Source organism: Kangiella sp., from assembly GCF_014762745.1.
In the GTDB taxonomy this organism is placed as follows: domain Bacteria; phylum Pseudomonadota; class Gammaproteobacteria; order Enterobacterales; family Kangiellaceae; genus Kangiella.
In genome coordinates this window covers 52,427-78,357 of the sequence record NZ_JABURJ010000122.1, presented here as the reverse complement: position 1 = coordinate 78,357, position 25,931 = coordinate 52,427, and the positions used below count along the sequence as shown (strand labels likewise).

Genomic DNA, 25,931 nt, shown 5'->3' with positions numbered 1-25,931 from the left:
TTTTCTTCACCCAATCAAGCGGTTTTGGAAAGGATAATGGTCGGTTCAAACACTTCTTCCAAGTTGCTAAATGATGTTAAGCAACTGATCGAACAAAAAGCATCAAAACGTCAATCTGAGCTCGTCAAACAATTCGCTGAAATTATCTACAGTAGTGTCTCTGAAGATGAATTTATCGAGCGTACCCCTGAGCAAATCTATAACTCAATTTACAGCCTGTGGCAGTTCATTCAGGACTTTGATGGGACCAGTAAGCTTCGTGTGCACAACCCCTCAAATGATAAGAGTGGCTGGAAAAGCAAGCATACCATTATTGAGTTAAATCACGCGGATATGCCTTTCCTGGTGGACTCAATCCGTATGGAGCTCAACCGTCATGGCATTGATGTGCATTTACATATTCATGTGCCAATGCAGGTTATGCGTGACAAAAATGGCAAAATCAAATCGGTTAATCTGTGTGTTGACGATGAGTGCGAAAAGAGCAGTAATATCGAAACACCAATGTATCTTGAAATCGATAAGCAACTTGACGATGAGACCATTCAGCAGGTAGAAACTGATTTAAGACGCATTTTAGGCGACGTTAGAGCCACTGTTCGTGACTGGCAGCCGATGCGAGATAAGTTGGCCAGCATCATTAATGAGCTGGAATCAACGCCACCGCCATTGCGAAAAGACCGCATTGAAGAAGCGCTTGATTTCCTGCGCTGGGTTAAGGCGAACCATTTTGTATTTATGGGTTCCTTGACTTATGACCTTAAGAAATCAAAAAATGATCTGGTGTTAAAACCGGTTAAGGGAAGTGGGCTTGGTACTTTAGCAGATCCTGCGAAACAGAAAGCCTACAGCTTGTCTGAGTCACCGAAAGGTGCTCAGAAACTGGCGCTATCCAATGAGCATATTTTAGTGCTGACTAAAACCAGCACGGTTTCTTCGGTGCATCGCCCAAGCCACATTGATTACATTGGTGTGAAACGCTTTAACAAAGATGGTGAAGTGATTGGGGAATACCGCTTCTTTGGTCTCTTCACTTCTGCGGCATACAACATGGATCCGCAGTTTATCCCCGTCCTTCGTAAGAAGATCCACAATGTTCTGGCTGAATCGGGTCTAAAACAGGGTGGCCACGACTATAAGGCACTGAAAAATATTCTGGAAACCTATCCACGAGATGAGCTGTTCCAGATCCCAACCCTGAAGTTATTGAATGTGGCAATGGGTATTTTACATATTCAGGAACGCCGCCAGGTTAGAGCCTTTGTGCGCCGAGACCCATTTGGTCGTTATTTCTCGGTTCTTTGTTTTGTGCCGAGAGACACCTACAACACCAAGGTTCGTTTGCGTATGACAGAAATTCTGTCAGAAACCTTTGGTAGCAAAGGTGAAATCGAATTTAATACTCACTTCTCGGAGTCAAACCTGGTACGAACCCACTTCCGTGTTCCAGTTGAAAATGCCGAAGCGATTGAGTACGACCTGAAAAAACTTCAGGCTGATTTACAGGAAGCTGCTTTGAGCTGGGAAGATGTGTTGGTTGATACGCTCGCCCACGTTTATGAGCCTGCGGAAGCAACTAAGCTACAGAAAAAATACGCAAGCGCTTTCTCACCGGGTTACCAGAATCAACAAAGCGTTTTATCGGCGATAGCTGACATTAAACATATCGAGCGCCTCAGCGAAGAGCGTCCTTTTGATATGCTGCTCTACAAGAAGCAGATTGAAGGCGGTTTATTACGCTTTAAATTATTTAATCGCGAACAACCCATCCCATTATCAGAAGTCCTGCCTTTATTAGAGAATATGGGGCTGACGGTTATTGATGAAACTCCATATAAGATTTCGTCAGAAGCTCTTGGTACTATCTGGATCATGGATTTCAGTGTTCGCTATGACAATGAGATTGATGTTGATTCGGTTCGTGACAAATTCCAGGAAGCTTTTGCCAAAGCCTGGACTAATCAGGCAGAGAAAGACGGCTTTAACCGTCTAATCATTGCTACCGGTCTCGACTGGCGTCAAGTTGCTATGCTGCGTGCTTATGCTAAATATATGTGGCAGATTGGCTTCACCTTTAGCCAGACCTATATTGAGCAAACTCTGTCGCAATATTCTGAGATTGCCCATGGTCTGGTAGAGCTATTTGAGCTTAGATTTAATCCTCATCAGCAGTTTGACGAGCGCAAATACAATGCTCTTAAAAAGGATCTGAAGAAGAAGTTTGAGCAGGTTAGTAATCTTGATCAGGATAAAATCGTAAACAAATATCTTGAAGTCATTGACGCCACTCTGCGCACAAACTTTTATCAGAAAACTGAAGATGGTAAAGATAAAAGTTACATTTCCCTCAAGTTAAAACCAGCAATGATTACCGGCATTCCAAAACCGGTGCCTATGTTTGAAATCTTTGTTTATTCGCCTCGCGTTGAAGGCGTTCACTTGCGTGGCGGTAAAGTGGCCCGAGGTGGTTTACGCTGGTCAGATCGCCGTGAGGACTTCCGTACTGAGGTTCTGGGTCTGGTCAAGGCGCAGCAGGTTAAAAACTCGGTAATTGTTCCGGTTGGTGCTAAAGGTGGCTTTGTCTGCAAGCAGTTGCCAACTACCGGTGGGCGCGATGCTTTCTTTGCAGAAGGTGTAGAGTGTTATAAAACCTTTATTCGTGCATTGCTGGATATCACCGATAACTATGTTGCCGATAAGCTGGTTCATCCAAAAGATGTGGTGATTCATGACGAGCCAGATCCGTATTTAGTTGTAGCTGCAGATAAAGGTACAGCGACCTTCTCGGATATCGCTAATGGTATCTCGTTGGAATATGGTCACTGGTTAGGCGATGCCTTCGCCTCTGGTGGTAGTAATGGTTACGACCATAAAGCCATGGGCATTACAGCAAAAGGTGCCTGGGAGTCGGTTAAACGTCACTTCCGTGAAATGGGCATCGACTGTCAGAATGAAGATTTTACGGTCGTGGGTTGCGGCGATATGTCGGGCGACGTATTTGGTAACGGCATGCTGCTTTCCAAGCACATTCGCTTACAGGTTGCTTTCAACCACATGCATATTTTTGTCGATCCTAACCCTGATGCGGCCGCCTCTTACAAAGAGCGCGAACGTCTGTTTAAGTTGCCGCGTTCAGGCTGGAATGACTACAACGCCTCCTTAATTTCAAAAGGTGGTGGGGTTTTTGAACGTAGTGCTAAATCTATTGCCTTGACGCCTGAAATCCAGCAGATGCTGGGTGTTAAGGCCAAGTCCTTATCACCCAACGAATTTATCAATGCTGCCTTGAAAATGAAGGTGGATCTATTCTGGAACGGTGGTATCGGAACTTACGTTAAATCGTCGAAAGAAACTCATGCCGACGTGGGCGACCGTGCAAATGACGGGGTTCGCGTCAACGGTAAAGAAATGAATGCGCGTGTCATAGGCGAGGGTGGCAATCTTGGTTGTACTCAGCTGGGTCGTATTGAGTATATGCTCAATGGTGGTCGTGCCAATACTGACTTTATTGATAATGCCGGTGGTGTGAACTGCTCAGATAATGAGGTCAACATTAAGATTCTGCTTAATGGCGTCATGGCTGAGCATAATATGACTGAAAAACAGCGTAATACACTGTTAGCCAAGATGACTGATGAAGTCTCGCAGATTGTTATTGAAGATAACTATCGTCAAATACAGTCAATCAGCATCACTGAGTCGCGTGCACCGAGCATGGTTAAAGAGCATATGCGCTTTATTCATGGCCTGGAGAAAGATGTACAGCTTGATCGAGAGCTTGAGTATTTGCCAACTGACGAAGAAATGTTGGAGCGCGAGTCGAAAGGGCAGGGCTTGACCCGCGCGGAGCTATCGGTATTGCTTGCTTATGGCAAGATGCAACTGAAGGACTCATTACGAATTCCTGAAGTGACCGACGAGAAATATTTTGAGCGTTACCTGGTGGAATACTTCCCCAAACCTTTGCGCGCCAAGTATGCGGAAGTGATGGCGAAGCATCCGCTACGCGACGAAATTATTGCCATGAGCGTAGCTAATGAAATGGTCAACCTAATGGGAACCAACTTCGCTTTTCGTGTGATTGATGAGGTTGGCGCTAACATTGGTGAGGTAGCTCAGTGTTATGCCATGGCCAAAGAAACTTTTGGTATGCAGGGGCTGTGGGAAAGCATCGAGGCGCTTGATAATAAAGTCCCGGCCAATGTTCAGATTCAGATGATGTTCCAGGCGCGTCGCATTGTGCGTCGTGCTACTCGCTGGTTTGTGCGTAACCGTCGCAAGGATCAGACTATCGCGGAAGTGGTCAACTATTTCCGTGATGGCGTGGTTGAGTTACAACGCAATGTGCATAAGACACTGGAATCTAAAGAAGCACAAGGCATCGAAAAAGAAGCACAGCAGTTGATAGCGCAAGGTGTTCCAGAGAAGCTGGCACGCCAGGTTTCTCTATTGAGCACTATGTTCTCGGCTATGGATATTATTGAAATGGCTAAGCAACATGACTTGCCAATTCTGTTGGTTGCTGAGGTTTACTACAAACTGGGCGCTGAAATTAATTTGCACTGGTTCCTGACGCAAATTATTGCCCAGCCAGTTCTCAACCACTGGCAGGCCTTTGCCCGTGCCGCTTTCCGAGAAGAGCTGGACTATCAGCAGCGTAATTTGATCGAGGCGGTGTTGCCTTTGACCAATAAATATAAGACGGCTGATACGCGTATTAAGCACTTCTTGGCCGACCATGATGACCTCTTGTCACGCTGGCAAGAAATGGTTGCTGACTTTAGGCAAACCAGTACTCATGAGTTCTCCAAGTTCTCAGTGGCACTGCGTGAGTTGCAGATTCTGGTGCAGCGAAGTCATCGCTTGATTGGTTAAGTGACACAATAGATACCCAGCCTGGCTGGGTATTTTTTTAGCTGAAATAGGAGGTTTGTTCTTATTTCAATAGCTTAAGAAGCACATTGCCATAATTCGCCATAATTCATTCATAAGGCTTTCAGAATTGGGTGCTGTAATGGAATCGTCAAATAAACAAAGAGGAAAAAGCCATGTGTACATTAGTATTATCAGAAGAGCTTAAAGAACCGGCCCGATTTGCAAAGGAATTTGAGGCCTTTTGGAATTATCAGTCAAAAGATAAAGAAACCTACACTAAGCAGGAACCTATCGATCAACAGCAGATTGATGAAGAATTGAAGCAGGAAGCTGAACTGGATGATAGTTTAGTGATTGCCGAGAGGCGTCAGGATAGAAGTTTTCTGGAGATGGTCAAACATCAGCACCAGCCATAAGGTTGTCCTTTGGCCAGTGCTGAGTTTTATTGGTTATTGCAGTCTTGCTGCGGCATCAAGGCGAATGGTTGAGCCATTAAGGTATTGATTCTCAACCACTTGCTGAACTGTTAAAGCAAACTCAGAAGGCTTACCAAAGCGAGATGGGTTAGGAATGCCCGCTGCTATCTGCTCGCAGATTTCAGGAGTAATCTTTTCCATCATCGGGGTTTCAAATACACCTGGTGCGATAGCCATAACTCGAACATTGATACGGGCAAACTCACGCGCCAGAGGAAGAATCATTCCAACGATTGCAGATTTTGTTGCTGAATAGGCGGTCTGTCCAATCTGACCTTCATAAGCTGCAATTGATGCAGTGTGGATAATCACACCGCGTTCACCATCTACCGGCTCATTATTCTGCATGTGGCGCGAGGCAGCGCGAGTCAGCAGGAAAGTTCCGACCAAATTGATATTGACTACATTCTGGAAGTATTCCGCAGGCATCGGGCCCTTTTTGCTGTGAATAAGTCCAGCGCCTAACACCCCAGCACAACCTACCGCAAGATTGATACCGCCCATAAACTCGGCAGCTTTGTCGGCAGCTGTTTCGACATCATTTTCATTGCTGATGTCAGTTTTGATAAACATCGCATTATTACCCAGTTCCTGAGCGGCTTTTTGTCCTTGTTCTTCATTGATATCCAACAAAACGACCTTACCGCCGTTATCAATAATATTTTTAGCAGTGGCAAAGCCTAAACCAGAAGCTCCGCCACTAATAATGGCTTTCGATTGATTGAGTTGCATAGTGTTATCTCGTGATCAAAAAGGGGCATTGTAGCAACAGTCAGCCTGAGTGCCAATCTGGCAGCCAGGCGACAGTCGTAATAGAGATTCAGGAGTAGAGTTTGGGTAGGCCTTGCTGTTGGTCATTAGTTGCAGGCTTGGGTAAATGTTGCAGGGTATCTGCCAACGGCTGTCCTCGCCACGGTTGCTCCCGCTCAGGTGAATAAAGCGCTGCCTGTAATAAATCCAGCTGCTGTTGCAATGAATCATTTTCAACCATCTGTTTAAGCTGATTCAGATTTTTTATGTGGCTTAAATGTGATTGATTGCGGCACCATTGCAATAATAACTGTTGAGCCTGTTTGGCATTATTGTTTTTGCAGGCAGCTGCAACCTCGGCAAGACTGGCTTTAAAGTGTTGCTCGGTTTGACTCATCACAGGGGCTTGCTGGTTTGAATCATTGGCAATTGGTTTCGGCTTAGTAAAGCGCCACAGGAGCAAGGTTAATAACCATAGAGCGGCCAGTACGATACTGATGACTTGCCAGAGGTTCAGGTTATCTTGTTGCGTTTGGCTGCTAGTGGAAGAGGCTCCTGTGTCTACAGCGTTTGGATCATCATTGATTTTATTGGATACCACTGGTTGGCTGGATGCCGACTGTCCCGTACGTGGCTGGGGCACCACATTGATTGTCATGGCAGGTAGCACTGCATAATCCTGCTTATCAGTCACCGTATTCCACCAGGGAATGCGCAACTCAGGTATTGTCACCTCACCAGCCTGACTCGGCACAATTGCCAGCTTTTCAATATGATGGCTGGTCACGCCAAGACGATTAATCAGTTGCTGATATTCAGGGGTATCACGATAGATTTTCACCCCATCGACTTCCGGAAAAGTTATGTTGGGTAACTGAGTTTGCAAAAGCCCCGTGCCCTTAATTTTGAATTCTAGTGTTGCAGGTGTACCAACTTCAAAGGTTTGATTGTCAGGTAACCAACTTGCTTCAAGCTTGAGGTTTGTTGCCGGTAGCCAGGGCTCTTCAGCTGATGCAGGTTTGGGTTTAACCTTTACTTTATATTCAGGAGTGCTCAAAGAGATAGGTTTTGTCCGGCTTAATCCCCAGGGGTTAGATGATTGACTGTCATCGAGAACTGTTGCGGTGTAGGTCATAGGCTCAATCAACAGCTCACCGCTTTGTTGAGGAAATATTGCGAACTGGCGTTCAACCACTCTATAGCTAGTATTACCCTGTACCATTTCAAAGGTACGATCATCACCAAGTTGCTCCAGCACCGCTCCTGTTGCTTTTGGCAGAGTCAGACTTTCGTGGCGAGTTACGACGGAGCGATAGATTCTGACAGTTAGAATTAACTGTTGTTGAACATAAGCCTCTTCAAGATTTAGCGCTGCGCGCAACTTAACTTTGGCTGGACTGTTATCATCTTTAAGCTCATCGATTGCGGGCAACACTCTAATAGTGAAGGATTCTGCGCTTTCGTTAGCAAACTTTCTGGCCGGAACGGTATAGATGCCAGCCTGTCTGGCCAGAAGCTTCACTTCCCAGCCCATTTCACTATGAAACTGGCCATTGATCATAGTGCTGTTGTTAAATTGCTGGAGGCTGAGTCGCTCAAGCTCCTCGGGTAAAAAGTCTAGTGATAGGGCGCTGGCAAGTGTCGATGGATTCTCGACCACTATTTTCAAGCGAAAGGTTTCATTTTCGCGGATCTCGCCGCGATCCAGAAAGTACTGAACCTTAGCTTCCAGTGTCTGGGCAAATAAAAGCCCAACGACCAGTAAGAAGAACATGAATGTTTTGCTAACTATTTGCATCGTACATAAACCTGTTCAGATATGGGTCTACCATGTTTCATCAACGTGCTGCTTATGGCCACGCTTGCGATATTCCTGATACATTTTGCGTCTTAATAAACCACCAGGATCATCGGGAAGACGTTTCAACCATTGCTCCAGTTCCTGATCCTTCTCTTCCTCTTTAAACTGCTGCTGCAATTCTTCTTCAGTTAATTCTGGTTTTTGTTGCTGTTGCTCGCTGGACTCCTGCTGCTGATCGCTGTTTTCATCACTTTGCGAATTGTCATCCTGCTGTTGCTCCTGTTGTTGATCATTCTGCTCCTGTTCTGACTCGGAAGACTCATCCTGCTGTTGGTTTTGTTCTTGCTCCTGTTGCTGCTGCTTTAGCAGCTCTTCAACAATTTTTTTATTATGCAGGGCGTCCTGATGATCGGGATTTATCTCTAAAGCCTGGTTATAGCTTTTAATGGCAGCTTCCAGATCTCCAGCGAGAGCTTGAGCATTAGCTTTGTTGTATGCTTGATCTGCTGGCGATATCCGCTGGCCATCGGCGAAATAATCTTCTGCCACCTTGTAGTCTCCATTGCGATAAGCTGCAACAGCTTTCCACTGTGGATCTTCAAAGGTTTTGTAGGCTTCATCGTACTGCTCATCATTAAGCAACTTTTTGGCCTGCTGATCTTTGTTCAGGAAAATCTTTTCAAGTGGGTTGGCAGTAGCCTGAGGGCTAGCGACCACTCCAAATGCTATGACAAAAACAACAGCAAACATGGAGCGATGTTTAAATCCAAGCAGCAAAATAGGGAGCGTTAAAAACAATAGCCAGAAGCCAGCATCTTCCCAGCTGTCAGCCATAATATCCTGCTTCTCAAGCTTTTCTTCAAGGCTTAGTGCCTGTCTTTGCAGTAGTAGCTCAATATCCTGATTACCAGCAGTCATAGGTGTCAGGGTGGCGCCGATATCATCTGCAAAGTTTGCCAGTTCATCGTAATTGAGTTTGGGAATGACAATATTGCCATTGGTGTCTTTTACAAAGCCTGAGCCATTCGACATTGGGATTGGCGCGCCTTCTGCGGTGCCTATGGCAAGAATATTGAGTTCATAAGGTACCTTACTGATTAGGCTGCCAATTTTGTCGAGCTCCTGTTCTTTGGCACCATCGGTTATCCAGATAATATCACCTTCACCAGCCGCGCCATTGTCTAACAGCTCAATCGCCTTTTCGATACCTTTACTCGGTATGCTGCCAACTAATGGCATTAAATTAGTTGAAAGTACATCCACCATGTTATCGATTGTATCGGTATCGCTGGTCAAAGGACTCAATACAAAGCCATCACCGGCATAGACCACAAAACCGGTTTGACCATCCTGGATGTTTTTTAAGATATCGGTCAGCTTAAATTTGGCCCGGGCCAGTCGACTTGGCTTAACATCTTGTGCGTCCATTGATGTGGACAAATCGAGGACAATCACACGTGAAGCCAAATTTGAAAAAACCGGTTGCGGTAGCTTTTTCCAGCTTGGGCCTGATAGCGCCATGACTAACAGTATCCATAAAATTAGCAGTAGATTTTTTTGCCATTTAATACTTTTGCCCAGTTGTGAATTGGGCATCATCCAGCCCAGAAGATGCTGGTCTATCAGTTTGGCCCAACCACTGGCTTGTTGGCCTTTAGTTCTGTATAGCCACCACAAAATAAAAACGGGTAACAGTAAAAGCCAGGCCCAGGGGCGGATAAAATGAAGCTGTGTAATATCAGGAAGAAAATCAAACATGAGATTCCTCCGGTGTTACGCTTGCTGCCTGTTGCTTGGTATTGTGAGCAGTACTCATTCGCCAGCTGATAATGGTTCTAATTAAAATTGATAACAAGGAAATCAGTAATGCCAAAGCCAACGGTATATAGAATAAGGCTTTAATTGGACGGTAGCTTTGGTAATCATCCTCGACTGGCTCCAGCTCATCGATAATCTGATAGATCTGTTCCATTTCCCTGGTGTCACGTGCGCGAAAATATCGGCCACCGGTTTTCTCCGCTACTGCAATTAAGGTTTCCTCATCCAGCTCTAGCGATGGGTTAATGCGGCGATTGCCAAAGAAGCGGTTTTTAACAATCATTTCGTCGGCACCAACACCAATGGTGTAGATGGTAATTCCGGCGTGCTCGGCAAGCTCTGCTGCCTGCAACGGATTAAGCACGCCGGTATTGTTCTGGCCATCGGTTAATAATATGAGCACACGGTTATCAGCGTTGCGCTCACGCAGGCGCTTAACGGCCAGGCCAATACCATCACCGATTGCGGTGCGCGAAGAGCCGGCCAGACCGATGCTGGTTTCGTCGAGCATGATCTGAACCGTTTCTAAATCAAAGGTTAATGGGGTTTGCAGATAAGCCTGTTCACCAAACAGGATCAGGCCAATGCGATCACCTTTACGGCGAGCAATAAAGTCGGTGAGCAATGCTTTTACTGCAACCAGCCGATCCACTTCTTTGTTATCAATCACCATGTCCGGCATTTCCATTGAGCCGGAAATATCAATGCTTAACATCAAATCCCGCCCCGTTGCCGGTAACTCCATAGTGTTGCCAACCCATTGTGGACGCGACAGGGCCGTGATGATTAAGGCCCAGATTAAAAAAGTTAGCCAGGGGAAGCGTTTGCTGGACTTGCCTTCCTGTTCCTGAATACTGCGCCAGTATAAAAACAGGGGAGCACGTAAAGCCTGTTGCTGTCGCTTACGCTCGGCAAGCCACCACACCAGTAAAGGTAATGGTAATAGAAGCCAAACCCAGGGCCAGACAAACTCAAACATTGGCTGTTCCTCCCTGTTTTGCAACACTCAGCGACTCAGTAAAAGCAGGTAACTGTTTCAACTCGGGCAATTGCTCCAACCATGAACGGGCTTCTGCCAAAAACTGTGCTCTATGGCTTACATCAATGGAGTCCGGATTGCGATAAACACCTTCTTCCAGCAACTGCAGGCTTTGTTGGCTCCAGATATTGCTACCGGTCTGATAAAGCAGAATTACCCAGTGTTTATTGTCCATAACCGCTACCTGCGATTTTGGGAAATAGCACAAGCTGGCGCGGCGCATAATGTTGTGAGTTTGCATCAGCCAGTCACTTTGACCTTCCTGTTTGATATGCTCGAGCTCAATCAGAGCGTAGCGCGCAAATCGTTTGCGTCTTTGCTTGAGAATGGCTTTAGCGATCAAAAGGACTATGACTGCAACCAAGATTGCGATGACGACCCACCAGCCAATGGCGAGTGGCCACCAGCTGACCCCATCGGGAAGATGGATATCGCGTAACTGTTCCAGTAATTGAGTCTGTTGTGGGTTTGCCATAAGAATTCAGTCTATGTCCTTTTTCCGGAAATGGAACGGTTGCGATAGGGGTTGATGGCAAAGTCACTTAGCTCTTGTGCGGTACTATATTCAACAAAGCTGCACTGAGCTTCCTGAAAGAAGGCCTGTGTTTTAACCAGCTTGTCATGGAACATTTCCTGGTAACGGGTTTTAAAGCCTGGTCGGGCAGAATTTAAAGCTACTGTTTTATCACCATCACTCACAATGAACTCTCCAGCTACCGGAATTGACTGCTCCAATGGGTCGGTAATCATAACTGCATGAATATCATTATGTTGCGCTAAGTGAATCAGATCCTGCTTGCAGGATTGCGACAGGTTAGTGAAGTCGCTGAAAATATAAATCAGGCTACCGCCTTTTACCAAATGACGTAACCGTGACAAGGCATCACAGAGCGCATTGCTATTGATGGTAAAAGCCTGTTGCTGACGATAAATCGACTCTAACCGATGGTTATGGAGTTCCAGCATGTGTTGCAGCAGGCGCAGACCATTCTGACGACGATTGGACGGTTTCAGTTCAACATGATCGGTTGCGGTACTAAAAAGGGCGCCCACACGATTGCCTGAGTTATGCGCAGTCCAGAATACTCGAGCAGCCTGCAAACAGGCCAACGTTGACTTGAAGCGTTTTTTCGAACCGAAGAACATGGAGTCCTGCAAGTCGAGTAGCAGGAAAACAGGTCTTTCCCTTTCTTCCTGAAATATCTTGGTATGCACTTCACCGGTACGAGCCGTTACTTTCCAGTCAATCGTTCGGATATCATCACCGGGTTGATACTGGCGTACCTCAGAAAATTCCATGCCCCGGCCCTTATAAGGGGACAGATGCCCACCGACCAGGTGTGCCTTGGATTTTTTATTGGGCAACGGAATCGTATCGCGTGCCCAATACTGGCAGGCAATCAGCTGCTCTAAACTCAGTTCAATAGAGTTTGAGCCGACTTGTTTGGAGCTAATGGTTTTTTGTGTCATCAATGGTTCAGCAGTTTAGGCATTAAGGTGTTGGAACTTGTTTGATGAGCTCATCAATAATGGCATCTGCCGTAACACCCTCCGCCTCGGCCTGATAACTTAAGATAATGCGGTGACGCAGGATATCAAACAGCACTGTCTGCACATCCCCCGGTGTAACGTAATCACGATTGTTGAGCCAGGCGTTGGCGCGGGCACAGCGATCAAGAGCGATGGTGGCACGCGGACTGGCGCCATATTCAATATAGTTTGCCAAAGAGCCGCCAAGTTTTTCTGGCTGACGGGTGCTGATAATAAGCTGTACCAGGTATTCTTCAATTTCCGGGGTCATATAAGTGGAAAGCACTTCTTTGCGCGCTTCGAACAGATCCTGCTGACTGAGCGGTTTTGCCGGAGTTGACTCGCCCGTTAAGGCTTCCTGCCGATTAAGTGCCAAAATCTCGGCTTCGGCTTCGGCTTCTGGATAATCAACGATAACCTGCATCAGGAAACGATCCAGCTGTGCTTCTGGAAGTGGGTAGGTGCCTTCCTGTTCAATCGGATTCTGGGTGGCCATGACCAGGAAGAGTTGTGGTAATTGGAAGCTTTGGCTGCCGACCGTGATCTGACGTTCAGCCATGGCCTCTAATAGCGCTGACTGAACCTTGGCTGGTGCACGGTTAATTTCGTCGGCCAGAATCATGTTATGGAACAATGGGCCTTTCTGGAAATGGAAACTGCCATCCTGTGGGCGGTAAATTTCGGTACCAGTTAAATCTGCCGGTAATAAATCCGGGGTAAACTGAATGCGGTGAAAGTTACCTTCTACGGCAGTTGATAATTCTTTGATGGCTCGCGTTTTCGCAAGACCCGGTGCGCCTTCAACCAGTAAGTGACCATCGGCAAGCAGGGCGATCAACATTTTATGCACCAGCTCGTGCTGGCCAATAATTCGTGACTTAAGGAATTGTTCTAATTCAATAAATTGTTGTTTGATACTCATGTTATGGGGTATCCAGTTGTGGTAATGCTTTGTAAGCCGAATTGAGTAATAGTTCAATGTAGTAAAAAAGCTTCCTGAGTTGTATCAAAAAACACTTTAAAAATGCAACTAATTGTTTCTTTGCAGAAATTCTGGGGCTGGAGGTAGGTTGCATCGAACTGGCAACATTCAAACGTTCGTTTGAAAACTTGGGCTGTTCAGGTACAATCGGGTGAATATTCTTTTAATGACTCTTTTTTCAGGAGACAGGCATGAGTGAAACAGCAGCAGGTAAAAGAGCGCGGGCGAAACAGGATCGAGTCGCCATCGTTTCAGGCTTGAGAACACCGTTTGCTAAACAGGCAACTCATTTCCGTGGCATCAATGCCATTGAACTGGGCAAGATGGTGGTTAACGAATTAATGGTACGCAGCGAACTTGATCCTAAGTTGATTGAACGCGTCATTTTTGGTCAGGTTGTGATTTTGCCAGAAGCGCCTAACATTGCACGCGAAATTGTGCTGGGCACGCCCATGAATGTACACACCGATGCCTATTCAATCTCGCGCGCCTGCGCCACAAGCTTTCAGACCGTTGCCAGCCTGGCAGATTCTATTGCTTTGGGCGATGTATCGATAGGCATTGCCGGTGGTGCAGACTCTTCTTCAGTGGTGCCGATTGGTGTGAGTCGTAAGTTACAGTTAGCACTGGTCGATCTGCAAAAAGCAAAAACGCTTGGCCAGAAACTCTCCATTATAAAAGGCCTGCGCTTTAAAGATTTATTACCTGTTCCGCCTGCCATTAAGGAATATTCGACCGGTATGACAATGGGTGAGAATGCTGAACAAATGGCTCGTGATCGTGGTATTACACGTGAAGAGCAGGATGCGCTGGCTCACCGCTCACATACTCTGGCGGCGCAAGCCTGGGAAGAGGGGAAGCTGGATGATGAAGTATTGACTGCTTATGTCGAGCCCTACACCAAAGAGCCGCTGCATCGTGACAATATAGTTCGTTTCGACTCAACGATTGAGGGTTACGCCAAATTGCGTCCGGCCTTTGACCGTAAGTACGGTACTTTGACAGCAGCCAACTCAACGCCATTGAGTGATGGTGCCTCAGCAGTTCTGATGATGAAAGAGTCACAGGCCAAAGCATTGGGCTATGAGCCGCTTGGCTATATTAAGAGTTACGCTTTTGCTGCAATCGAAGCAACCCATGACATGTTGATGGGGCCGTCCTATGCAACACCGATGGCGCTAAAGAAAGCCAAAATGCAGCTTAAGGATTTAGACCTGATCGACATGCATGAAGCTTTCGCGGCACAGACCATTTCCAATATTCAGGCTTTTGGTTCCACCGAATTCGCCAAAGAAAAGCTCGGTCAACGCACCAAGATTGGTGATATTGATATGGATAAATTCAATGTGCTCGGCGGTTCGCTGGCTTATGGCCATCCATTTGCCGCAACCGGTACACGTATGATCACGCAAACATTAAGAGAGCTGAAACGCCGTGGTGGTGGGGTTGGTTTGACGACTGCCTGTGCCGCTGGTGGTCTGGGCGCAGCAATGATTCTGGAGGTTGAATAATGTCTGAGTCAATTTTTGAACTTAACATACAAGATGATGGCATCGCAGTCATCACCATTGACCTGCCAGGGGAAGCGCAGAATGTGTTAAAACCTGAATTTGGTGAGCAGGTAGGACAAATTCTGGAAAAGCTGGGTGATGATATCAGCGTCAAAGGTGTCATTATTCGCAGTGGCAAAGAAGGCAGCTTTATTGCCGGTGCTGATATTACCGTGCTGAAAAGTGTTGATACCGCCGAAGAAGCAGAAGAAATTGCTAAAACTGGTCAGCGTCTTTTCAATCAGTTGGAAAAATTTAAGGTGCCAGTGGTGGCTGCAATAGATGGAGCCTGTCTGGGTGGTGGTCTTGAACTGGCATTAGCCTGTCATGGCCGTGTCGTGAGCGATAGTCCAAAATCAAAACTGGGATTACCGGAAGTACAGTTAGGGTTACTGCCGGGTAGCGGTGGAACACAGCGTTTGCCTCGCCTGGTTGGCATTCCATCAGCGCTAGATATGATGCTGACTGGCAAACAACTTTTTCCGAAGCAGGCTAAAAAGTTAGGGCTGGTTGATGAGATTGTGCCTGCGGCCAATTTGATGAAAGCGGCAACCAGGCGATTGCATGACTTGCGTAAAGATCGTTCCAGGAAAAAGCCGTGGACTTATTATTTGTCACTGGTTGGTATCAAGGAATTATTACTGGAAGCGAACCCTTTGGGCCGCAATCTGGTATTTAATCAGGCACGTAAAACTGTCGACAGCAAAACCAAGGGTAACTATCCTGCGCCGCACAAAATTATTGAGTGTGTGGAAAAAGGTTACAGCCAGGGTTTCGATGCCGGTCTTGCGGTAGAAGCCAAAAACTTTGGCCAGCTGGTAGTAACGCCAGAGGCAAAAGCATTAATAAGCATTTTCTTTGCCACAACTGAGCTGAAAAAAGATAAAGGCGTTGAAGGTGACGTTGAGGCGGTGAAAGTGGATAAAGTGGGCGTATTGGGCGGAGGCCTGATGGGCTCGGGGATTGCTTATGTGTCAGTGGACAAAGCAGGCAAGCAGGTTCGTGTTAAGGACGTTAGCGCAAAAGGCGTTAACGGTGCGCTCAATTACAGCTGGAAAATTATCAGCAAGAAAATGAAGCGCCGCATTATTTCTCCCAGTGATGCACGGAATACCATGTCTTTCTTGACTGGTTCAACGGATTACCAAGGATTCAAAGATTGCGACATGGTCATTGAGGCAGTGTTTGAAGATTTGGATCTGAAGCATCAGATGGTCAAAGATGTTGAGGAGAACTGCTCAGAGAAAACCATCTTTGCCACCAATACCTCTTCGATCCCAATCAGTAAAATTGCTGACGGTGCTAAGCGTCCTGAGCAGGTAGTGGGCTTACATTACTTCTCACCAGTCGAAAAAATGCCGTTGCTTGAAATCATTAAAACCGACAAGACCGCAGACTGGGTTATTGCAAGCTGCGTTGCTTTAGGCAAACAGCAGGGCAAAACACCTATCGTGGTGAATGATGGCGCAGGCTTTTATGTCAATCGTATCTTGGCGCCCTATGTTAATGAGGCTGGAATTTTGCTCAGTGAAGGCGTGGCCATTGAAACTTTGGATAAAGCTATGGTTAAAGCAGGCTTCCCGGTAGGGCCTATTACACTGCTTGATGAGGTAGGTATTGATGTTGCGACCAAAGTTGCACCAATCCTTCAGGATGCCTTTGGCGAGCGCATGGAGCCGCCTAAAACCTTTAGTAAATTGTTGGATGATGATCGTAAAGGGCGTAAGAATAATCGAGGTTTCTACCAATATCCAACCAAGGGTAAGAAGAAGCAAGTAGATGAAACTGTGTATAAGGTTCTTGGCGTTGAGCCAGGAAAAGAAGTTAGCTCAGCTGAGATTGCTGAACGAGGCATCTTGCTGATGGCCAATGAGGCTGCTCGCTGCTTGGATGAGGGTATTATTCGAAGTGCTAGAGATGGTGATGTAGGAGCCATCTTTGGGATTGGCTTCCCACCGTTTCATGGTGGGCCATTCCGCTACATGGACAAGCGCGGCATTGCAACCATTGTCGATCGTTTGGAGCACTATCAGGAATTATATGGAGAGCGCTTTAAGCCAGCAGATGTCCTGGTCAAGATGAAGCAAAATCAGGAAAGCTTTTATTCATAGATAGTCCTTGATTAAAACAGTATAAACAAAGAAGCCAAGCATCATGCTCGGCTTCTTTGTTTCTGGAAAAACTCTAAATAAAAACCGAAGTAAAAAGAAAATAAAAGGCGACCGAGGCCGCCTTGAAAAACTACAGGGAGGAGTTGTTACTCAAAGATTTTCTTTAACAAGGGTTTGGAAGCTATAGTCAGGGCCAATGCAACAAACAACTCTTTGTTTTCAGCAAAAAGCTGAGCAAAGTATGGTGTGTCTGCCAAAAACTTGATACCTGCTAAAGCAGCTACAATAACAAGTATATATTTCATGTTAATTTCCTACGCATATGGTTTGTTTACATCGTATGGTGTGTATTTTAGGGAATTATCAGAAATGATCTGTGTGCTGATTCTCACTGAGTCGGGAGCTTGTGTGAAACAGTTTGCAAAAAACGTCAGAAATCTTTACAGGCTTATAACTGCTAGGAATATGAGGGGAAGCCAGGGAGCCAAAAGCCCTTATGGCTGATGGCTCAAATAGATTAAGGGACTAAGGTGTGAAACGTAACTGAAGCCCCGAAGTTGGCCCTGTTGCTTCTTCTGAGACCGAAAGCCCGATAGACCATAACTTTGAGAAGTAATAGCGAGTTTCAAAGCCATATACCGAATCACTATCGTCCTCATGGTTGACTTCATCAACATAAGGTGAGAAGTCTACATCACGATATCCGGCGAAAACAGTATATTCCCAATTAGCTGAAAAACGACTGCGGATACCAATATTAGCTAGATAGCCATCTTCGTCATTACCGTAAACTGAGCCGTTAAAAATATCTTCAGCATCTTGCTTCAAATAACCTACCTCAGCAAAGAAGTCGGTGCTGCGGCCCATTGGGGTATGCCAGCCAAAGGCTAAAGAGTATTCTTTGGCAGTTACATCACCTTTTTGCCCAGCCGCCCAGACATCAGCAGATTGTTCTTGAATGATGTAGCGCAAGTATGTGGATTCATTAAAACTGCCAACCATGTCTATTTTATAGCCAGTCTTATCGCTTGTGGCTTCGCCTCCGCTATGCACATAAGCTATTTGCCAATAATCGTAGCTCAGTTTATCGCTAGCTTGCGCGGCTAAGCCAAGAGCACTCATCAATGCTAAGAATAAAGCTTTTTTCATCGTTATCATTCCATATCTATAAAATTTCATTGGTCATCATACTATAACCAAATCCGGATGAGAAAATAAAAAGCCACTTAAAAGTAAGTGGCTTTTGGGGTTTAGCGATATTGCCTAGAAGCTATAACGGAAGTTGACACCGATATGCTCATCAAGCTCGTCATCATTACCGAACTCAAGGGCAACTGACATGTTGCGATCAAAGTGGTAACGACCTTCAACAGTAATGTCTGTTGAGTCTAATACATCGGATTGAGTGACATAAGCACCGACCTCAAGGTCATTGGTAAACATGCTTCTGAAACCGGCCATGATGTTATAACCGTTATCATCAAAACCGAAGTCAGCATCAACATCTTCATAACCTAACTCAGCAACAAAGTCAGTATTATTGGTTAGTTCCATATTGAAACCAGCGTTGATACGCAAAATACTAACGTCGAAACCACCGTTTTCCAGGTCGCTGTAATCAATCTTGCCGTAGATGTTGTCGGTGAAGCTTTTTGAAAACTCAAAATTGACGCCGTCAAGGTTGTCATAATCGATAAGACCCCCTTGAACATAGTCATAGCTGACGTTGTTCGCCATAGCTAGACCAGACGAAAGAGCGATCGTAGTTGCAACGAACAATTTTTTTAATGACATGATTATCTCCTCATGTATTCTTGTTAAATAATGCGAGGTCAATTATCCTCAACGGTATCTGAACGATAACTGAACTCATTGGGCTGAAACATTAATGAGTTCACAGAACTTATATTCGGAATTTATATGCACAAAAAATTGAACCCTGTCCTTGACCAGCTTAATAAGGTGGTTTTGGGGAAACCTCATCAAGTCAAACTGGCCGTTGCCTGTTTATTAGCCAAAGGGCATTTATTGATCGAAGATCTACCCGGCATGGGCAAAACGACATTGGGCCAGGCAATTGCCAAAGTCTTTGGTTTAGAGTTTCAGCGAGTTCAATTTACCAGTGACATTTTGCCCGGAGATATTGTGGGTGCCAATATCTACGATCGAGAAAAAGGTAGTTTTGAGTTTCACCCTGGGCCAGTTTTTTCGCAACTGGTGTTGGCCGATGAAATTAACCGAGCCACGCCTAAAGCACAGAGTGCATTGCTTGAAGCAATGGAAGAGCAACAGGTGACGATCGAGGGGAAGACCTATCCATTGCCGCAGCCCTTTTTTGTGATTGCAACGCAAAACCCTTCTTACCAGATTGGAACCTATTCTTTACCTGAGTCGCAGCTGGATCGCTTCCTGTTTCGTGTCCAACTGGGCTATCCAGAAGCTGGATTTGAAAAAATATTGCTTCGTGGTGACTCAGGACGTGTGCAAATGAACAAGATAGAAACCCTGCTTGAGCTCGACGAGCTGATGGAAATTCAAAAGTTCGTTCAAACTCTGACTATCAGTGACCACCTGTTAAGTTATGTGATGGACTTGATTAATGCCACGCGTCAGAGCCCTGACTTCGCACACGGTATATCCCCACGCGGAGGCCTGGCGCTGATTGGTGCAGCGAAAGCCTGGGCGTTTCTTGATGAACGGGACTATGTGCTACCAGAAGATATTCAAAAAGTATTTGTACCAACTGTTGCTCATCGTCTGCAATCGGTGAAAACCTCCAGCGAGAAAATTGAAGTGCTGGTTGAGCAGATCATTCATGATACACCTGTGCCAGCCTGATTAAATATTATTCATGAAGCTTGTCAGCGCCATTGAGCGAAAGTTTTTTAGCTGGGTAGATAAACGCAGCCCTGAACAGCAGGAAGTTTTTTTACGCCAACGCAACATCTATATTTTGCCAACCCGTTATGGCTGGCTGATGTTGCTGATTCTGATTTTGATATTGGTCGCTTCAACTAATTATCAAAATAATATGGGCTTTATGGCGGGGTTTATTCTGCTGGCGATTGGTATGTTGTCTGTATTTTATACTTATCGGAATGTTCGCGGTTTAAGAATTCGTGCTTTAAAACCCCAGTCGGTGTATGTGGGCCAGCAGTGTTCTTTTCCTTTTGAATTTTACAATCCGTCAGAAAGCTATCGTTCATCCATTGGCATTGGGGAGAATAAGAAGCAGGTTCAGTATTTTGATGTTGAGCCGCAAAGTAAAACCCTGTTCCAGGTAAAAGTGAAAGCGGCCAAGCGTGGGCTGTTAAAACCGCAGCGACTGGTTTGTACCAGTATTTTTCCGTTTGGTATTTTTCAGGTCTGGTCCTGGTTTAAACCCAATCATGTTGCGTTAATTTATCCAAAGCCTATCGAATGCCCACAAATTTTAGCGCCTCAATCTCAGGGGCAGGAAGAGGGGGCTTTTGCACAAAAGGGTTCTGAGGACTTTCATAGCCTGCGTGACTATCAATCGGGCGATCCGATCAAGCAGGTGATGTGGAAGGCTTTTGCTCGTGAACGCGGTTTGCTGACTAAAGAGTTTGAAGAACTGGTCGGTGAGCAGCATTTACTGACCTGGGAAAGCGTCAGTCAGTACGATAAAGAGTTAGCAATTTCTTATTTGACCGATGCAGTCATCAAGGCCGAGCAGGCTGGTAATCTGTATGGTCTGGAACTTCCCAAAATCAGAATTGGTAAAGGGCAGGGCGCAGAGCATTTGCATCAATGTCTTAGCGCTTTGGCTTTGATGGAATAAGTGGTGAGCTAATAATTATGAATACGCAATCTTTACCACTGACTCGCCCAGGCATTATTCCTTTACTAATCATGGTACAGGCCATTGTGCTTTCTCCCTTATGGTTTCATTTACCGGCCTGGATCTCGGCTTCGACTATTGCATTGCTATTGACTCGATTCGTAGTTTACAAAAAAGCCATAAAGCTTCCTTCCTGGTTAATCTTAGTTTTAGCTCTATGCGCCCTGGGTGGGGTCTTCCTCTATTTTAGAACCATCAGCGGTCGTGATGCGGGCGTTGGACTGATTAGTTTGATGTACACCTTTAAACTGCTGGAAGCCAAAAACTATCGTGATGGCGCGTTAATACTTTTTATTTCCTTTTTTATTTTAGTGACAGCATTCCTGTACGACGAATCCATTTTGATGGGCGTTTATTTGCTGATTGTAATGATGTCGATCCTGATGGGGCTGATTGCTCTAAACAGTACAAAAGGTGTTGCCGGTATTCGAAACCTGGGCAAAATTTCGGGAGTGACCTTATTGCAGGCGCTTCCTATTATGCTGGTATTATTCTTCCTGTTTCCAAGGCTGTCAGGGCCACTGTGGGCAATGCCTTCAAGTTCAGAGGCCGGAATGGGCATTGATGATGAAATGAGCCCCGGGGCCATTAGTTCCCTGTACGGTTTTGATGAGATTGCCTTCCGGGTAGATTTTGAGGGTGAAGCCCCGTCCATTAATCAAATGTATTGGCGTGGGCTGGTGCTTTCTGAGTTTGATGGGATTGCCTGGAAGATCGGTGTGGAGTCCCCGCTGCGGGGTGAGAGTTATCCTGACGGAACTCCGGCTTACCAATATCGGGTTCAACTGGAACCACATAACCGTCGTTGGATTTTTGGCCTCGAGGATTTAATTGATCCTCCTAAAGAAAAAGTTTATCTGTTCAATAACTACACCTGGAGACAATCTCAGAGGGTTACTCAACGACTACTTTATTCCGCCCAGTCTTATGAATTGGATTATAGCGGCATTGAGCTTTCTCAATGGCAACGACAGCTTAATACCCAACTGCCGGAGGATGGTAATGAGCAAACCAAAGAGTGGGCCGTTGAGCAATATCAGCAAGTGGGTGACCCAGAAGAATTTGTTCGTTTTGTATTAAGTTATATTCGCCAGCAAAATTATCATTACACATTGCTGCCTGAGGTTATTGAACAAAATGTGATTGATGGTTTCTGGCTGGGCAGTCAGGAAGGTTACTGTGAGCATTACTCAAGTGCCTTTGTGTTTATTATGCGTGCTGCTGGAATTCCGGCTCGTGTGGTGACAGGTTATCAGGGTGGGGAATATAACCCTTATGGGGACTATTACATTATTCGCCAGAAAGATGCCCACGCCTGGACAGAAGTCTGGCTTGAGGGAGAAGGTTGGCGTCGGGTTGACCCTACGGCAGCGATCCATCCTTCCCGAGTAGATGATTCGTTATTGGGTCAAACCAGTTCACGGGATGACTGGTTCACGGATTTTGATAGCTTGACAACAACTGACAGTGAAATTGCCAGAAGCATCTGGCAGCAGATAAGTCTGCGCTGGGATGCTATGCAAAGCTTTTGGAATGAGAGCCTGATGGGTTATGACAAGGATATGCAGTTTAACTGGCTGTCCAAAATGGGTATTAATCATAACCAGTGGCGTTATCTTGGTTACGCTTTACTGGCTACTGTTTTGCTGGCTGGTGCAGGTTTTGGCTTGTGGATTTTAAGTCAGGCCAGAAGCCGCGATAAAGTTGAGCGGGCATATCGACACTTTCAAATCACTTTGGCTAAACAGGGTATTGAGCTGAAGTTAAATGAAGGTCCTAAAGATCTGTTGCGTCGTATCAAGCAGGAACACCCGGAGCTGTATCCAAAAGCTGAGCGAGTCATTAAACGATACATCGCGATTCGCTACCAGAAGCAGAAGGTCTCGGATGCCAATAAGCAAAGCTTCATCAAAAGTGCCAGGGCTTACCATTAACTTTTGAGCAGGCACACTGACTGACAACCAATCGGCAAGTGGGTATAATGCGCCCACATTCTAAACCTTAAAAGCATCGCCATGGCTGACATAACGCCAATTCACGATTTTCTACACTGCAGAACGCCTAAGGCCTGGCTGGAACGAGCAACTCAGGAAATAGATATTTTGCTGATTGACCATGCTCACTGCGAAAAAAAGGCTGCTGCCACAGCAGTCAAGCTGATGTTTCGTTACCCGGAGCGCATTGAACTGCTAAAAAAGCTCTCGCAACTGACTCGTGAAGAAGTGCTGCATTTTGAGCAGGTTCTGGAGTTTATGGAGCAGCGCAACATTCGTTATCGCGCTATTAAGCCATCCCGCTATGCGGCAGGCTTGCATCAGTATGCCAGCAAAGATGAACCGCAACGCTTAATTGATGGCCTGATTATTGGAGCCATTATTGAAGCTCGATCCTGCGAACGTTTTCATGCCTTAGCTCCGTATTTCAAAGAGAGCGAGCCTGAGCTCTCAAAGTATTATCGTTTTTTATTAAAATCAGAATCACGCCATTTTGCGGATTACCTGGAGCTGGCTCAGAGTTACGCCAAAGAGCCCATTGATGAGCGCGTTAAGTTCTTTCTTGAGAAAGAGCAGGAATTGATTGAAGGTCCTGATAAGCAATTTCGCTTCCACTCTGGTGTGCCCGCATAGACTTATTACATGAACTGATGGAGAGACCTTTATGTCACAATCATCACAACAGAAATTATTACTACTGAGCGCTTCAAGAGAAGGCCAGACTGATTACCTGGAACATGCCCTTCCGATGATGGATTCTTTTCTACCTTCATCGGTGAGTGAAATTCTATTTATTCCCTACGCAGGTTTTGCCATGGGCTATGATGCTTATGAGCAAAAAGTCAGCACAGCTTTACAAGGCATTAAGCGTAAAGTGGTTTCTATTCACCAATTTGATGATCCAGCCAAAGCGGTTGAGAATGCTCAGGCCATAGCTATCGGTGGTGGCAATACTTTTTATTTGCTGAAACAGCTGTATGACAATGAGCTGGTAGATGCTATTCGTAGCAAGGTCAATGCAGGAACGCCTTACATGGGCTGGAGCGCAGGTTCCAATATGGCCGGATTAACCATTTGTACTACCAATGATATGCCGATTGTTCAGCCCAGAAGCTTTAATGCACTGGCATTGGTACCGTTCCAGATTAATCCACATTACACCGATTATCAGCCACCGAATCACAATGGCGAAACACGCGCTGAGCGAATTTACGAGTACACGCGCGCGAACCCTCATCGTTATGTGGTGGGCATTCCAGAAGGAACCGCACTGGAGCGCCAAGGCGATCAATTATTCTTGCGCGGCCAGAAAGAGGGTCTGATTTTCCGGGATGGAGAAGGAATCAAAACGATAAAAGCCGACAGTGATATCAGCTTCCTGCTTTAATACATTCTTTAATGCATTTCTTAATGCAAGAATGACCTGAAGTTAGTGTCTGGTATGACCAAATAATCTTTTAGTATCAATTAGTTAGAGATTGCTTTAGGATTGGAGTTAGCCAAGGAAGGGTAATTTTTCAATAATCATAAACTAAAGCATCTTCCTTGGTGTTAACCATATAGCATTTAAGGAGATCTAACTATGAACAACTGTATAAAGTTGTATTCCTGGTTAGGAAGTATTGTTTTAGCCGGTTCGCTGGCCGTGCATGCTTCCGGACCTACACAAGCTTCTGAGAAAAAATCCCACGATGATGAATTACAGGGACGAGTACCTTTTTTAACCTCCACGGCACAAAATCTGGATCTGGCTGATTCGCCCATTCATCCTTTCATTAACTCAGCATTACCAAACCCACCGAAAGATATATATTCAGGACCCTTGTTCCAACTACGCCACGATTATCCATCCACAGTGCCATCCGGACAGAGCTACCCCTGGAAAAAGGTGACTAATAATGGACCTATCACGACTCAAAACTCTTTGGCCTATGTTCAGGCATTAAAAGATTACGTTTCCAAGGATATGCGAAAATTACTGTATAACTATGACCAGTGGGATCCGCAAAGTGAACCCTGGTGGCAATCAATCTGGTTAGGCACTGAGCGTGAGCCGATTCATGGATTTTATGTGGGCTCAGGTTTTCCTGCCGGCACCATGCCTGAACAGACTCTCGATTTAACTACTTATGTGTTAACTCTATATGATCAAACAGCAGCTGTGACTCTGGGCAACATCTGGGGGACTACAGAAGAGCAGGCCTATAAACCCAACCTGACTAACCCGGCGGCGCAATACGCCGAAGGCAGTGTTATCGTCAAGTTTGCTTTCGTTACCCCTTGTGGCGCGGATTGGGCACCGATGGAAGGCACATTATCGTGGCCAATCTATTCGACTCTGAATGAAAGCAATGGTTCGGGTAACAATCCACAATTATCGAAGTGTCCAAACAATGGCTCTGATGGCTCGTCTGCCGATCCAACATTGACCAATGTTTATCTGATGCAGTTCGACATCATTGTTAAAGACAGCGTGGCAGCCCCAGAAACCGGCTGGGTATTCTCCACTTTGATCTATGACAAAAATGCTCCGGGTAAGGATGTATGGGACAAGATGATTCCGCTGGGTGCAACCTGGGGTGGTGATCCGGATATTATCAACACAGCCAGTACTGCATTAACCCCGCCGGTTACAGTAAACACCAACCTCAAGCAAAACTGGATCAATCCTCAGGCACCGAAATATGCGACCGAAACTTTAGGTTGGGATGGTCGTTTGTCAGGTCCAAATGATGGAGCTGTGGTCACGCCAGCCTGGGCAGGTAGTCACTACTATCCACAGGGTTTGGCTTCTGTCGGTTGCCTGGGATGCCATAGTAATGCCCAGTATCCACAAAAGTCTTTCCTGTTGCCGAGCACCACCTATCCGCCGCAAGTAACCAATGCCCCGGGCTCCAGCACCAAGCAGGCACTTGTGCTCCATGAGCCCGGCTCAAAAGGCTGGATGAAATGGTTCCAGAGTCGCTCAGGAACTGAACCGATGGATCCGGGCGGTGGTCGGATTGGCCTGGATTATGATATGGTCACAGCATTCAAAGCCATTCCGATGTGGCAGGCAGCGTTGGAGGCGATTGAAAAAGAAAATGCCGCCAAGCCGTCCCTGAAAAGAAAAGAGTAAAAGAAAGTAGGAAAAGGAAATACAT

The 25,931-nt window shown here is 45.9% G+C and carries 20 protein-coding genes; 10 read left to right on the top strand and 10 right to left on the bottom strand.

Going from position 1 to position 25,931, the window contains the following annotated elements; all coding sequences use genetic code 11:
* Positions 1 to 36: 36 nt before the first annotated feature.
* Positions 37 to 4,875, top strand: coding sequence for an NAD-glutamate dehydrogenase (locus tag HUJ19_RS11055; protein ID WP_290624256.1), 4,839 nt, complete (start codon positions 37 to 39; stop codon positions 4,873 to 4,875).
* 173 nt (positions 4,876 to 5,048) lie between these two features.
* On the top strand, positions 5,049 to 5,291 hold the full coding sequence (locus HUJ19_RS11050; RefSeq protein ID WP_290624255.1) for a hypothetical protein: 243 nt from the start codon (positions 5,049 to 5,051) through the stop codon (positions 5,289 to 5,291).
* A gap of 33 nt (positions 5,292 to 5,324) precedes the next feature.
* On the opposite strand, the gene HUJ19_RS11045 is transcribed toward HUJ19_RS11050, so the two are convergent.
* From HUJ19_RS11045 to HUJ19_RS11015, 7 genes are all read right to left on the bottom strand, one after another.
* The gene (locus tag HUJ19_RS11045) at positions 5,325 to 6,083 is read right to left on the bottom strand and encodes an SDR family NAD(P)-dependent oxidoreductase (protein WP_290624254.1); all 759 of its coding nucleotides are present in this window, start codon (positions 6,081 to 6,083) and stop codon (positions 5,325 to 5,327) included.
* An 88-nt stretch (positions 6,084 to 6,171) separates the two neighbouring features.
* Complete coding sequence (locus HUJ19_RS11040; protein WP_290624253.1) at positions 6,172 to 7,899, bottom strand: BatD family protein; 1,728 nt, start codon at positions 7,897 to 7,899, stop codon at positions 6,172 to 6,174.
* A 27-nt stretch (positions 7,900 to 7,926) separates the two neighbouring features.
* Positions 7,927 to 9,660 (bottom strand): VWA domain-containing protein, encoded by a 1,734-nt coding sequence (locus HUJ19_RS11035; protein ID WP_290624252.1) that lies wholly within the window; start codon positions 9,658 to 9,660, stop codon positions 7,927 to 7,929.
* The gene (locus tag HUJ19_RS11030) at positions 9,653 to 10,699 is read right to left on the bottom strand and encodes a VWA domain-containing protein (protein ID WP_290624251.1); all 1,047 of its coding nucleotides are present in this window, start codon (positions 10,697 to 10,699) and stop codon (positions 9,653 to 9,655) included. The genes HUJ19_RS11035 and HUJ19_RS11030 overlap by 8 nt, the downstream gene beginning before the upstream one ends.
* Positions 10,692 to 11,234, bottom strand: a complete 543-nt coding sequence (locus HUJ19_RS11025) for a DUF4381 domain-containing protein (RefSeq protein ID WP_290624250.1) — start codon at positions 11,232 to 11,234, stop codon at positions 10,692 to 10,694. Before HUJ19_RS11025 ends, HUJ19_RS11030 begins: the two co-directional genes overlap by 8 nt.
* 11 nt (positions 11,235 to 11,245) lie before the next feature.
* Positions 11,246 to 12,229, bottom strand: a complete 984-nt coding sequence (locus tag HUJ19_RS11020) for a DUF58 domain-containing protein (protein ID WP_290624249.1) — start codon at positions 12,227 to 12,229, stop codon at positions 11,246 to 11,248.
* A gap of 22 nt (positions 12,230 to 12,251) precedes the next feature.
* Positions 12,252 to 13,211, bottom strand: a complete 960-nt coding sequence (locus tag HUJ19_RS11015) for a MoxR family ATPase (RefSeq protein WP_290624248.1) — start codon at positions 13,209 to 13,211, stop codon at positions 12,252 to 12,254.
* A gap of 251 nt (positions 13,212 to 13,462) precedes the next feature.
* On the opposite strand from HUJ19_RS11015, the gene fadI reads away from it, so the two are divergent.
* Positions 13,463 to 14,782: an acetyl-CoA C-acyltransferase FadI gene (fadI, locus tag HUJ19_RS11010; protein WP_290624247.1), complete on the top strand. Its 1,320-nt coding sequence runs from the start codon at positions 13,463 to 13,465 to the stop codon at positions 14,780 to 14,782.
* On the top strand, positions 14,782 to 16,932 hold the full coding sequence (fadJ, locus tag HUJ19_RS11005) for a fatty acid oxidation complex subunit alpha FadJ (protein WP_290624246.1): 2,151 nt from the start codon (positions 14,782 to 14,784) through the stop codon (positions 16,930 to 16,932). The genes fadI and fadJ overlap by 1 nt, the downstream gene beginning before the upstream one ends.
* 146 nt (positions 16,933 to 17,078) lie before the next feature.
* On the opposite strand, the gene HUJ19_RS11000 is transcribed toward fadJ, so the two are convergent.
* The 3 genes from HUJ19_RS11000 to HUJ19_RS10990 all read right to left on the bottom strand — a co-directional run bounded on the left by HUJ19_RS11000 (position 17,079) and on the right by HUJ19_RS10990 (position 18,726).
* A complete protein-coding gene (locus HUJ19_RS11000) occupies positions 17,079 to 17,237 on the bottom strand; it encodes a hypothetical protein (protein ID WP_188459678.1) in 159 nt (52 codons plus the stop codon).
* A gap of 220 nt (positions 17,238 to 17,457) precedes the next feature.
* On the bottom strand, positions 17,458 to 18,081 hold the full coding sequence (locus tag HUJ19_RS10995; RefSeq protein ID WP_290624245.1) for a hypothetical protein: 624 nt from the start codon (positions 18,079 to 18,081) through the stop codon (positions 17,458 to 17,460).
* Between the two features lie 114 nt (positions 18,082 to 18,195).
* Positions 18,196 to 18,726 carry a hypothetical protein gene (locus tag HUJ19_RS10990; RefSeq protein WP_290624244.1) on the bottom strand — a complete coding sequence of 177 codons (531 nt, stop codon included), beginning with the start codon at positions 18,724 to 18,726 and terminating at the stop codon, positions 18,196 to 18,198.
* A gap of 126 nt (positions 18,727 to 18,852) precedes the next feature.
* On the opposite strand from HUJ19_RS10990, the gene HUJ19_RS10985 reads away from it, so the two are divergent.
* The 6 genes from HUJ19_RS10985 (at position 18,853) to HUJ19_RS10960 (ending at position 25,906) form a co-directional block, all read left to right on the top strand.
* Positions 18,853 to 19,770 carry a MoxR family ATPase gene (locus HUJ19_RS10985; RefSeq protein WP_290624243.1) on the top strand — a complete coding sequence of 306 codons (918 nt, stop codon included), beginning with the start codon at positions 18,853 to 18,855 and terminating at the stop codon, positions 19,768 to 19,770.
* A gap of 13 nt (positions 19,771 to 19,783) precedes the next feature.
* Positions 19,784 to 20,734 carry a DUF58 domain-containing protein gene (locus tag HUJ19_RS10980; protein ID WP_290624242.1) on the top strand — a complete coding sequence of 317 codons (951 nt, stop codon included), beginning with the start codon at positions 19,784 to 19,786 and terminating at the stop codon, positions 20,732 to 20,734.
* 17 nt (positions 20,735 to 20,751) lie between these two features.
* Positions 20,752 to 22,728 (top strand): DUF3488 and transglutaminase-like domain-containing protein, encoded by a 1,977-nt coding sequence (locus HUJ19_RS10975; RefSeq protein WP_290624241.1) that lies wholly within the window; start codon positions 20,752 to 20,754, stop codon positions 22,726 to 22,728.
* A gap of 81 nt (positions 22,729 to 22,809) precedes the next feature.
* Positions 22,810 to 23,421 (top strand): tRNA-(ms[2]io[6]A)-hydroxylase, encoded by a 612-nt coding sequence (locus tag HUJ19_RS10970; protein WP_290624240.1) that lies wholly within the window; start codon positions 22,810 to 22,812, stop codon positions 23,419 to 23,421.
* A 31-nt stretch (positions 23,422 to 23,452) separates the two neighbouring features.
* Positions 23,453 to 24,175, top strand: a complete 723-nt coding sequence (gene pepE, locus HUJ19_RS10965; RefSeq protein ID WP_290624239.1) for a dipeptidase PepE — start codon at positions 23,453 to 23,455, stop codon at positions 24,173 to 24,175.
* 195 nt (positions 24,176 to 24,370) lie between these two features.
* Positions 24,371 to 25,906, top strand: a complete 1,536-nt coding sequence (locus HUJ19_RS10960; RefSeq protein WP_290624238.1) for a hypothetical protein — start codon at positions 24,371 to 24,373, stop codon at positions 25,904 to 25,906.
* Positions 25,907 to 25,931: the final 25 nt, after the last annotated feature.